The following is a 10,496-nucleotide window of genomic DNA, read 5'->3' on the forward strand; positions in this document are numbered from 1 at the left end:
GAGGGGTCTGGTCGATCACGCCGTACGGGGCGCCGGGAAGGCTGGCGGTGGACAGCGTCTGTGCCGCGGATCAACCGTTGGCGTTGGTCGGGTCGACCCGGCCGAGCGCGGCCAGGTGGCCGTCGGCACGCTCGCCGCGCCGGCCCTGCTGGTCCCGGAGACGCTGCCGCTGCCCGGAGTGCTGGAGCGGCTGCGCGCCGAGCACCGCCAGCTCGCGATCGTGATCGACGAGTACGGCGGTTTCGCCGGCGTGATCAGCCTCGAGGACATCGCGGAGGAGCTGGTCGGCGAGATCCACGACGAGGACGACCTGCCGGAGCCGGCCGCCCGCCGCCGGTCGGACGGCGCCTGGTCGCTGCCCGGCCGCTGGCGCCTCGACGAGGTGGCCGAGGCGACCGGGCTGATCCTGCCGTCGTCGCCGAACTACGACACCGTCTCCGGCCTCGTGCTGCAGCGGCTCGGCCGCGTGCCGACCCCGGGCGACGAGGTCGTGACCGAGCTGCCACCAGTGCTCACGCCCGAAGGCGAGCCGGTGTCGCCGGGCCGGGCCCGGCTGCGGGTCGAGTCGGTCCGCCGGCACGTGCCGGACGAGGTGTCGATGCGGGTGGTGCGCGCATGAGCACGACCTGGTCCCTGATCATCTCCGTGCTGCTGCTCGTGGCCAACGGTTTCTTCGTGGCCGCCGAGTTCGCGCTGGTCGCCTCCAAGCGCCACCGCCTGGAGCGGGCGGCCGCGGCCGGCAACAAGTCGGCCCGCTCGGCGATTGCCGGCGTACGCGAGCTGTCGGTCATGCTGGCCGGCGCGCAGCTCGGCATCACGCTGTCCACGCTGGCCCTCGGCGCCCTGGCGAAGCCGACGGTCAGCCACCTGCTGCAACCGGTCTTCGACGCGACGGGCCTACCGTCGGGCATCTCGTACGTCTTCGCGTTCCTGATCGCCGTGATCATCGTGAGCTTCCTGCACGTCGTGGTCGGCGAGATGGCGCCGAAGTCGTGGGCGATCAGCCACCCGGAGACGTCGGCGCTGCTGCTGGCCCGCCCGTTCCGGGCGTTCACCTGGATCTTCCGGCCGGCGCTGCTGGCGCTCAACCAGCTCGCCAACGCCTGCCTGCGGCTGGTCAAGGTGCATCCGCAGAACGAGCTGGCCCAGGTGCACGGGCCGGACGAGCTGCGCCTGCTGCTCCAGTCGTCCCGCGAGCACGGCACGATCCAGGCGGCGGAACACGAGCTGTTGACCGCGATGCTGGCGGTGCAGAACACGACCGTGGCGCAGGTGATGACCCCGCTGGCGGCGGTCGTCTCGGTGCCGCCGACGGCGTCGGCGCGGGACGTGGAGCTGACCAGCCGCCGGACGGGCCGTTCCCGGCTGGCGGTGATCTCGACCGAGGGTCAGGTCCGCGGCTTCGTACACATCCGCGACGCGGTGCGGGCCACCACCTTCCCGGGCGCACCGCGTACCGCCGCGGATCTGATGTCATCGCCGTTGTCGCTGGGCGCGGCGGTCCCGGTCGCGGCCGCGGTGCGGACGATGCGCGAACACCGGGCCCAACTCGCGGTCGTGACCTCGGACGACCAGGTAGTCGGCGTGGTGGCGCTGGAGGACATGCTCGAGGAGCTGATCGGCGAGTTCGACGACGAAACGGACCGAATCGTCCGCGCCGCGGGGCGCTAGTGGATCGTGCCGATGTGGGCCGCCAGGGACTCGAACCCTGAACCTATGGATTAAAAGTCCACTGCTCTGCCGGTTGAGCTAGCGGCCCGCGGTCGTCAGGTTACCTGACCTGCGATAAAACGTGGAGCCGGTTCTCAGGTTGAGCTTCAACGTCGGCGTGGGCGAACGCTCGCACCTGGGCGCTGTGTGTGGCGCCACAGCGGCTGCCACCCGAGACCGACAGTGGTGGGTCGATCATTTCCAGATGGCTCGGCTACCCGCCGATTGTCATTCGCCTCGCGGCCAGGCTACCTACGATAAGTCACGTGATCGGCGCTTAGGTCCGACTGGTCTTGGAGCGGCACCGTGCAACCGTCCCGTCCTTGGCCTGCGCGTAGAGAGACTAGCCATACGGGGCGTCCAGATGTCAGACCTCTCACCCGATGTGGTGTGGCCGTCGTCGGCTTGGCGGGATGGGACCCGGCGGTGGCGCAGTGTCGCGGCATCGGCGGCGTTCTGGTTGGTCGTCGGCGCTGGCGCCGTTTTCATCGGAGTCGCGGCATTCAACGGGTTGCCGTCCTACCCGTCGGCCCACATGGACATCTGGATCTTGGCGGGCCTGGCGCTGGCGTCTGATCTGGTGCCTTTCCGGCTCCCCCCACCAGCCCGGCGGACCACTACCTTCCTGCTGTCGCCCTGCTTCTGCTTCTCGATCTTTCTGCTCTACCCGCCGGCCACCGGAGTCGTCGTTCAGGTCCTGGCGATCGCGTTCGCCGCACCACGCCTTCATATGCGCTGGCCTTCGCTGCTGTTCCTCACGGCCAGGCTGGTCTGGGCACTGACCATCGCCGGCTGGGTCGCCAACTACCTTCGAAGGTCAGACACCCAGACCGAGTACGTTCCAAGCCTCACCGAAACGCGGATCGCCGTACCCGCCGCGCTCGTGTGCCTCGGGGTGTCCGTGGCCATCAGCCTCGTCGGCGCACTCCTGTCCAGTGCCACCCACCGAGAAATGCTTGCCCAGTTGCGGATGGAAGTCATCGCTCGCAGCTCGGTGCTGCTGATCGGCGTGATCATCGTATCGACGCCGACGCTCTGGTCGCACGCACTGCTGGCCATTCCACTGATCGGGTGGTACCACCTGTCGTGGATGCTCGGGGAGCGGGAACGCCGGATCGAGCACGATCCGGTGTCCGGCCTCCTTAGTCGACAAGGTTTGGCGGCTGCGGTCGAGGCCATTCGTGACGTTCCCGGTCGTGACGTGGACTGGTACGAGCTGACCGTGGTGGAGCTCCGCGGCATCGCGAAACTCCACCGGAGACTGGGCCACACCGTCACCGAACGGCTGACCGTCGCGGCCGCTGAGCGTCTGAGATCCGGCGCCACGGCACCCGACCGGATCGGCCAGCTGTCGGAGGGTCAACTCGTACTGCTGCGCCAGGCACCACTCGACAAGGGTGGCCTCGACAGCGCGCACGGAGTCGTGGCCGCCTTGTCCGAACCTATCGACCACGGCGGGGTTCCGTTCCGCTTGGAACCGGTAGCCGGCGTGGCCATCTGCCCGCAGCACGGCCGTGGATTCGACGAGTTGCTCGCCAACGCCGAAGCGGCCCGGGTCGAGGCGGATCTCCACCAGGAGCTTGCCCTGGTCTACACACCCGAGGACAGGTCTGCCATCGACGATCGATGGACGTTGCTGTGCGACCTCCGTGAAGCGCTGGACGACCCGGCGCGGGCGTCCGAGATCGTCGTGCTGTACCAACCACAGGTGAGTCTGGCGACCGGGAGAACCGAATCGGTCGAGGCGTTACTGCGGTGGTCGCACCCCAGCCGCGGCCTGATCCCGACAGACGATCTCATCGAACTCGTCGAGCCGACGGGCGTCATGCAGCAGCTGACCCACTACGTACTCGATCGCGTCGTCGGTCAGCTGGCTGAATGGAACCGCATGGGAATCCAGCTGCGGGCCGCTGTCAACGTCAGCGTCAACGACCTGGTCGCCGAACATTTCGACAACGCGCTCGCCGACACGCTTCGATCCCATGGAGTGCCGGCACGTCAGCTGGACATCGAGATAACCGAGCGGGCTCTGGTCGAGGACACGCAGCGACTGGACGAGGCCGCACACCGCGTGGTGGCCCTGGGCGTCGGCCTGTCCCTGGACGACTTCGGCACCGGATTCGCCTCCCTGCGCCGGCTACGGCAGATGCCGCTGGCCGAGGTCAAGATCGATCGCGCGTACGTCAGTCGGATCGGGCACAGCCCTGCCGACCGGGAGATGGTCACCACCATCCACGGCCTTGCCAACGTGCTCGGGCTGCGGATCGTCGCCGAAGGAATCGAGGACGAGGAGACCGCGCGCGTACTCACGGACCTCGGTGGCGTGATCGGCCAAGGCTGGCTGTACGCACGACCGATGACGGCCCCACAGCTGGTCGGTTGGCTGAACCACCAACCCCACGCCGCGGGTTGAGGTAGCGGGAATTGCAGCGGCCGTCTCCGCAGATCGCCGCCAGAGCCAACGGATTCATGCGCGCCGAGGATGCGCGTGTCCACTGGACGCTGCCGAATTGAGCGGGCGGCGCCGTGCCGGAGGCAGTTCGCCGGCAGGTCCGCGCCCGGCCAGGTCCTCGTCGCCGGGCGTAGAGCGGTTATGGTTTCGCGCCCCGCGAAGCGTCGGTGAAGAACGCACGCAACCCCGATGAGTGCCCGCACGTGTTCGACTCGCTCGCCCACGAGGGTGGCACCAGGGAGGAAGGAAACGTGATCGCAGTGTTGAACGCAGGCGCGACCGCACCTCGCGCCGCGACGTACGATCCGGGCGATTTCGACGATTTCTATGCGGCGAAGTTCGACGTCCTCAGGTCGCAGGTCTACGCGTATCTGGGTGACCGCGCGGAAGCACAGGACCTGGTGCAGGAGGCCTTCTGCCGGGCGTACAGCAGATGGTCCAAGATCCGGAAGTACGAGGACCCCTACGCCTGGGTGCGTCGGGTCGCGTGGAACCTCGCCACGAGCAGGCTCCGGCGGCAGAAGACGTCCCTGAACTTCCTGCGGCGCCAGCGCGAGGAGCATCAGGACGGCCCGTCGCCGGACCGGGTCGCGCTGGTCGCGGCCCTGGCCAAGATCCCGCCGAAGCTTCGTAAAGCCGTCGTCCTGCACTACCTGGGCCAGTTGTCCGTCGCGGAGATCGCCGCGCAGGAGGACGTGGCCGAGGGCACCGTCAAGAGCTGGCTCAGCCGCGGGCGCACCGCTCTCGCCGAGCATCTCCGAGGAGGATCAGATGTCTGACAAACTGGACGACCTCATCAACGGCGCGATCGGCGAGTTCGACGCCGTCGAGCGCTCGGCGCAGACACCCGCACCCGGCGTGCAGGCGGTGCGCCACACGGTCGCGGTGCGGCGCAGAGTGCGGTTCACGGCGGCGAGTGTGGTCGGCGCGTTGCTGATCGCGGTGCCGATCACCGCCTATGCGGTCGGTCCGCGCGGCAACAACTCGCCTCCGACCGCGACCCAGCCCGCCAGCCCCAGCCCATCGGTCAGTCACTCGGTGAGCCCGACGCCGACGCTCGCTCCGTCGTCGCCGCCCGCGCGGCCGGTCGACGTGCGCGACGCGACCCTCCAGTTGCCGGCGTTCCCCGGCTTCGAGGAAGGGTGCAAGGCGGAGGGGAAGCGGACCTTCGTCGACGGCACCGTGAAAACGGCGGACGGCGCAACGCTGACGATCGGGAGCCTGACGCCGATTCGCGCCAACCTCGACGGCGTGCCCGGGGACGAGGCGCTCACCACCCTGCGGTGCGACACCGACGGGTCGGTGCACGTCACCCAGTTGCTGGCGCTCAAGGTCGCTCCGGACGGCGCTCTGACACCGCTGGGCTACGTGGTCAATTCGCCGGACACCGACAACGTCACGGCGACGTTCTCCCGCGCGAACATCACCGTCGAAGACGGCGTGGTCCGGCTCACGGTCTATGGCGCCTACCAGACCGACGGGTGGCCACCCTGCGACCGGCAGGTTCGAGGCTTTGCGCTCCAGGACGGCGCCTTCCGCCAGGTGGACGGTCCGACCCAGTTCCAGAAGCCGTCTGCGGACTTCCACAAGATCGACTTCCGCAACGCCGGGATCCTCATGGCCCGCAACAACCCTGACGGGTCGGGGCAGGTCAAGTGCGTCCCGCTGGTCGATGGCGCCGCCGAGATCGACATCGACGAGGCCGGCAAGGGAACGACCCGCTACACGGTCACCATCGGCAAGGTGTCGTTCGTCGAAGCCGCCGACGGGGAGGCGACGTTCGCCATCCTCACCCTGCGGTCCGCCAGCGGCGAGACGACACAGACGCTGCAGTCCTTCCAGCGCGACGGCGACTACCCGCTGGGCCACGAGATCCTCCGGTCGGGCACGGGGGGAGTCAGCCGAATCGAAAAGGCTGACGTCAACGACGGCCTCGTACGCGTAACGGTCAAGACCAGCAGCGGCGACAAGGTGTGGTCGTACCGGCCCTCCGCCACGAACCAGAGCTGGGAACGAGTCAACTGACCCGATGTCCGCGGGGCCTGCCCGGCAACGGGCGGGCCCCACGCTCGGGCGACGTGTCAACGCCGCGAGGCGGAGGCTCCGGCTAAAGGTCGACCTTCGAAGCCAGTCGAAGGGCGTCTTCCTTGGAGACGCCGAGCAGGCGAGCGGTGACCAGGTAGGTGCGGGCGGCGTCGGCCAGTCGTGTTTGGACCTCGCTGGGCGAAAGGCGTTCCTTGGGTTGGGCGACCACCGTGCCGTGGCGCACGCGGCTGTTGACCAGGCCGTGATTTTCGAGCTCACGGTACGCGCGTGCGACGGTTCGCGTGGCCAGGCCAAGATCGTTGGCCAGCTGCCGAATTGTGGGCAGTTGACTGCCGGGCGGCAGTACGCCGGATTCGATCATGGTCGCGATCTGAGATCTGACCTGTTCGAAGGGTGGCAGCGGGCCGGTGGGATCAACCTCGACGATCATGGCGCCGCCGGGGACGGTCGGGTGGCTATCGACCGCGCGAACCAGGGGACGACGACCAGTCCGATGGGAATCAGGAGAATCGCGGTCTCCGGCGCCTCGGCTGTATCCAGCAGGAAGGTCAGTTGGTTGATGAGGGCGTACGCGATCAACGCCATGGCGCACGCCGCAAGGGTTTGCACCGATTGCCGCCGGATGGCGTTGTCTGCCTCTACCTGATCGGGGTCGGCCGCCCGCTGGGCGCGCCGCAGTGTGCGGTGCATGGACCACACGCTGATCGTGCCGACAACGGCGGGGGTCAGGATGGCGACCCACAACCCCTTCAGGTCGCCTCGGCCGACGAAGAGCACCAGCACCGACAACGGCACCGCCACGACGAGCGCGGTTGTCAACGCGATGCGGCCCGTCCTATGGAGATAGTCGCGAAGTCTGCGCGGAGTCAGCGCGGCCATGCGGCGACCGGGGGTGAGGCCTGCCATGCGGATCTCGGCGAGCAGCACGGCTGCGAACAGGCCGGCGATGACAGCGGTGACGTTGAGATTCAACTGCTGCTGCATCAGTCCAGTCACGACACTGAGGCAGATCGCGAAGAACAGACAACCGATGCGCCAGCGTCGGGTCACCCTGATATAGGTCGCTACCTGGCTACTGCTGTTCTCGGTAGGTGTGAGGTGGTGTCGTCTGGCGAACCTGTCCAGATCCGCCTGCGGCACAGGGGCGTCGGCGAACAGAAACGCGAGCAGCGCGATCGAGGTGCACGCACTGAGCGTCAGGATCTGGTTCACCAGAACAAAGTCCACGGCTGGTGAATGTAGCAACCCAATGCTACATTCACCAGCCATGAACGGCGGACTGTCACCACGCACCAGGCGGCGCGTGGCGCTGACAGCGGTCTTCCTGGCACTCGCCACGGTCGCGGGCTGGGCCGCGGCGTACTCCGGAGCGATCGTGCCGCGCGTCTCCGCAGACCAACACGGGTGGGGCGGATCGCTCTGGACTGGTCCGCTGCGGTTCGCACCGAAGCCCCCAGCCGTCAAGAAAATCGACACCTCGCTGACACTGGCCAACGGCGGCTGGTCCACGGTGGACATCCGCGGCATCGATGTGGACATTCCCGGCCTGCGATTCGAGGGGGCAAGCCACACTGGCGTCCGCCGCAGCCCGGAGGGCGTCGTTTCCATAGGCTCCGAACCCCTGACCGCTCCGCTGCCGCTGGCCCCGGATCAGCAGAACTTCGCGCTCACGTTGAGCTTCGAGGTGACCGACTGCGCGAAGGTGCCGTCCTCGGTGGCGCCGATCGGCGTACGGGTCGCGCGGCCCTGGGGCGAGCAGACGATCTGGGTGACGAATCCCCCGTTGCGACCGAGCAACGGAGGTTTCGCGGTGACCTCCACCGACGATCCGCATCGGATCGAATGGCAACGCTTCCTCGCCGATGACGTGTGCGGAACACGCTGGGAAGTCGAGGACGACGATCCGGACGCTCGCTTCAGCCGGTGGTGGTGACCTTGAACGGGTCGTGCTCCGTGAGCAGTTTGTCCAGGCGGGCCTGGTCGACGCGGCCGATGACCTCCGTCGACTCCTGATGGTCGCGTACGCACTTGGCCAGCGTGAAGCTCGAAGTAACCACGAAGAGCAGGCTCAGCGCCAGGAACGAGCGTTCCCAGACACCGACTGGCAGGTAGAAGATCGCGACACAAGCCGCGAACAACGCGATGCCGAAAGACAGCGCCGCCTGTACGAAGAACGCCGTGGTCGTCTTGCGTTGCACGGGAACGGTCATACCCTCATCCTCGACAGCCGCGACGGCGGCCGCCTGAGCCGTGGTACTCAAAGACTGCGGCCACCAGGACCAGCAGCACCGGGATGATCCACCGGGAACGACGCCGGCGATCGGGTCGGCCCCACTCCCGCGAAGTCAGGTCGAGGAGGTTGCGGCGCCGGCCGCTTGGTCCTGCGGGGCTGGTCATCACGGTTCTCCTTGGCAGAGATGGTGGCAACCCCAACGTCCCAAGCCGGCGGCTCGCGGCCTTCCCCTGCCAGCGGGAATCGACTCCCCCTCCCGGGGGAGCAGGAGCGGTGTACCGTCACCACGCGTGATGAGCATCCCAACGCCCGACGAGCGGACCATCTACTCGTCCCACCGGCCGGGCGGTGCCGACTCCTTGGCCTGGCCGGTGTTCAGCGAGCACGCCCTGGCCATGTTGCGGTCCGCCGGTGAGGTGCTGCATCCCGAGCCCGGCGAGCAGCTGTGGGACGCCGGTGACCCGTACGACCTCAATCTCGTCCTTGCCGGCGGGGTCCTCCTGGTCGATCGTCGGGACGACCGGGTCGTCTTCGTGGTCGAGGAAGGCGATTTCGTCGGCGAGCTGGGCATGCTGATGGGGCAGCGGGCGTTCCTGCCCGGTGTCGCGATGGCGGGCACCGCCTTGCTGCGGGTGCGGGTCGAGGATCTGCGCAAGCTTGTGGAGATCTCCGGCGAGCTGAGCGACGTCCTGCTGTCCGCGTTGGACGCCCGGCGCGGCCTGCTGACGCAGCTGGGCGAAGGCGGTCTCGTGCTCGCCGGAGACGACGACCGTGACCTGCACCGGCTCCAGAACTTCGCCGAGCGCAACCAGCTCCCTTACCGGACGGTGCTCCGCTCCGACGCGTCGGGTTGGGCAGATCTCGCGAAGTCCTGCGCGTTGCCCGAGGCCGGCACGGCCGTGGTCACCGGACAGCGCCAGGTGATGAACGCGCCGACGACCCGGGACCTGGCGACCGCGCTCGGGATCGACGTGGGCGACGTGTCCCACGGTTCTCGCTGTGATCTGCTGGTCGTGGGCGCCGGACCGGCGGGGCTCGCCGCCGCCGTCTACGGGTCCTCGGAGGGGCTCGATGTGGTCGTCGTCGAGGACGTCGCGATCGGCGGCCAGGCCGGCAGCTCGTCACGGATCGAGAACTACCTCGGCTTCTACCGGGGCATCTCGGGGGTTGAGCTGGCCCGGGCGGCGATGCTGCAGGCGGTCAAGTTCGGCACGAGGCTCGTGTCGCCCCGATCCGTCACCGCTCTTTCGCAGGTGCCGGGCGGATTCCGTGTACGGCTCGACGACGAGCACGACATTCTCGCCTCGGCCGTGATCATCGCCAGCGGCGTCCGGTACCGGCGCCTGGACCTGCCCGGTGTTGCCGACCTCGAAGGTCGCGGCGTCTACTACGCCGCGAGCCAGCTCGAAGCCAAGGTCGTCGCCGGGCGGAACGCCGTCGTGGTCGGCGGCGCCAACTCGGCCGGACAGGCGGCCCTGTTCCTCGCTCGACACGCCGCGCACGTCCACGTCCTGATCCGCCGTGACGACCTGCGCGAGACCATGTCGAACTATCTGGCGCAGCGCCTCGTTCACCACGAGCGGATCACCGTCCACCCGCGCTCCGAGTTGCGCCAGGTCCACGGCACGAGCCGGCTCAGCGGACTGACCTGGCGTGATCACCTCGCGGACCGGGACGTGCATCTCGACGCGGCCGCGCTGTTCCTGATGATCGGGGCGGACCCGTGCACGGCGTGGCTGCACGACTCCGGCGTCGAACTCGACGCCAAGGGATTCGTCGTCACGCGCGATGGCTTCTCCACCACGACGCCCGGGCTCTTCGCCGTCGGCGACGCCCGCGCCGGGTCGGTCAAGCGGGTCGCTTCGGCCGTCGGCGAGGGCTCCGTCGTCATCTCGGCCGTCCACTCCTACCTCGCCCGGGACTGATGAGGCAGCCTCGTGTCAGGTCCGTGGCGGGGACGTGGCAGGACGCCTGCCGATAGTCGACGCATGACGAACAACAGCCAGCACTTCGACACCCCCGCCCCGATCACCGCCGTCCTGACCATCCCCGCCG

At 68.4% G+C, this 10,496-nt stretch carries 9 protein-coding genes, 1 tRNA gene and 1 pseudogene; 7 read left to right on the forward strand and 4 right to left on the reverse strand.

The genetic code is table 11. The features are described from left to right. Positions 1–121: 121 nt before the first annotated feature. Together AB0H87_RS30950 and AB0H87_RS30955 are read left to right on the forward strand one after the other, a co-directional pair. Positions 122–619 (forward strand): annotated as a pseudogene (locus tag AB0H87_RS30950) (transporter associated domain-containing protein); the annotation flags it as partial. Further along, entirely contained in the window at positions 616–1,671 is a 1,056-nt protein-coding gene (locus AB0H87_RS30955; RefSeq protein WP_360153506.1) for a hemolysin family protein, read from the forward strand. The pseudogene AB0H87_RS30950 and the gene AB0H87_RS30955, both read left to right, overlap by 4 nt. Positions 1,672–1,686: 15 nt before the next feature. Here the strand turns inward: AB0H87_RS30955 and AB0H87_RS30960 are convergent. Then, positions 1,687–1,759, reverse strand: a tRNA-Lys gene (locus tag AB0H87_RS30960). 315 nt (positions 1,760–2,074) lie between these two features. On the opposite strand from AB0H87_RS30960, the gene AB0H87_RS30965 reads away from it, so the two are divergent. The 3 genes from AB0H87_RS30965 (at position 2,075) to AB0H87_RS30975 (ending at position 6,187) form a co-directional block, all read left to right on the forward strand. Then, positions 2,075–4,123, forward strand: coding sequence for a bifunctional diguanylate cyclase/phosphodiesterase (locus AB0H87_RS30965; protein ID WP_360153509.1), 2,049 nt, complete (start codon positions 2,075–2,077; stop codon positions 4,121–4,123). Positions 4,124–4,416: 293 nt separating this feature from the next. Continuing rightward, positions 4,417–4,941: a SigE family RNA polymerase sigma factor gene (locus tag AB0H87_RS30970; protein WP_360153527.1), complete on the forward strand. Its 525-nt coding sequence runs from the start codon at positions 4,417–4,419 to the stop codon at positions 4,939–4,941. Further along, positions 4,934–6,187, forward strand: a complete 1,254-nt coding sequence (locus AB0H87_RS30975; protein ID WP_360153512.1) for a hypothetical protein — start codon at positions 4,934–4,936, stop codon at positions 6,185–6,187. The genes AB0H87_RS30970 and AB0H87_RS30975 overlap by 8 nt, the downstream gene beginning before the upstream one ends. 82 nt (positions 6,188–6,269) lie before the next feature. On the opposite strand, the gene AB0H87_RS30980 is transcribed toward AB0H87_RS30975, so the two are convergent. After that, positions 6,270–6,638, reverse strand: a complete 369-nt coding sequence (locus AB0H87_RS30980; RefSeq protein ID WP_360153515.1) for a GntR family transcriptional regulator — start codon at positions 6,636–6,638, stop codon at positions 6,270–6,272. Beyond that, a complete protein-coding gene (locus tag AB0H87_RS30985; protein ID WP_360153518.1) occupies positions 6,635–7,435 on the reverse strand; it encodes a hypothetical protein in 801 nt (266 codons plus the stop codon). The genes AB0H87_RS30980 and AB0H87_RS30985 overlap by 4 nt, the downstream gene beginning before the upstream one ends. Before the next feature lie 40 nt (positions 7,436–7,475). On the opposite strand from AB0H87_RS30985, the gene AB0H87_RS30990 reads away from it, so the two are divergent. After that, positions 7,476–8,141, forward strand: a complete 666-nt coding sequence (locus AB0H87_RS30990) for a hypothetical protein (protein ID WP_360153521.1) — start codon at positions 7,476–7,478, stop codon at positions 8,139–8,141. Here AB0H87_RS30990 and AB0H87_RS30995 read toward each other — a convergent pair. Next, the gene (locus tag AB0H87_RS30995) at positions 8,125–8,418 is read right to left on the reverse strand and encodes a YiaA/YiaB family inner membrane protein (protein ID WP_360153524.1); all 294 of its coding nucleotides are present in this window, start codon (positions 8,416–8,418) and stop codon (positions 8,125–8,127) included. The genes AB0H87_RS30990 and AB0H87_RS30995 overlap by 17 nt on opposite strands. A gap of 316 nt (positions 8,419–8,734) precedes the next feature. Here AB0H87_RS30995 and AB0H87_RS31000 point away from each other — a divergent pair, with 316 nt between their 5' ends. After that, complete coding sequence (locus tag AB0H87_RS31000; RefSeq protein WP_360153530.1) at positions 8,735–10,366, forward strand: FAD-dependent oxidoreductase; 1,632 nt, start codon at positions 8,735–8,737, stop codon at positions 10,364–10,366. The last annotated feature ends 130 nt before the right edge of the window (positions 10,367–10,496 follow it).

Source organism: Asanoa sp. NPDC050611, assembly GCF_040654855.1.
Classification (GTDB): Bacteria; Actinomycetota; Actinomycetes; order Mycobacteriales; family Micromonosporaceae; genus Asanoa.

What these genes read in the sequence shown, in the direction of transcription:
- AB0H87_RS30980 (WP_360153515.1), bottom strand. Translation starts at nt 6,638, where the DNA reads ATGATCGTCGAGGTTGATCCCACCGGCCCGCTGCCACCCTTCGAACAG.
- AB0H87_RS30990 (WP_360153521.1), top strand. Translation starts at nt 7,476, where the DNA reads ATGAACGGCGGACTGTCACCACGCACCAGGCGGCGCGTGGCGCTGACA.
- AB0H87_RS30965 (WP_360153509.1), top strand. Translation starts at nt 2,075, where the DNA reads ATGTCAGACCTCTCACCCGATGTGGTGTGGCCGTCGTCGGCTTGGCGG.
- AB0H87_RS31000 (WP_360153530.1), top strand. Translation starts at nt 8,735, where the DNA reads ATGAGCATCCCAACGCCCGACGAGCGGACCATCTACTCGTCCCACCGG.
- AB0H87_RS30995 (WP_360153524.1), bottom strand. Translation starts at nt 8,418, where the DNA reads ATGACCGTTCCCGTGCAACGCAAGACGACCACGGCGTTCTTCGTACAG.
- AB0H87_RS30975 (WP_360153512.1), top strand. Translation starts at nt 4,934, where the DNA reads ATGTCTGACAAACTGGACGACCTCATCAACGGCGCGATCGGCGAGTTC.
- AB0H87_RS30955 (WP_360153506.1), top strand. Translation starts at nt 616, where the DNA reads ATGAGCACGACCTGGTCCCTGATCATCTCCGTGCTGCTGCTCGTGGCC.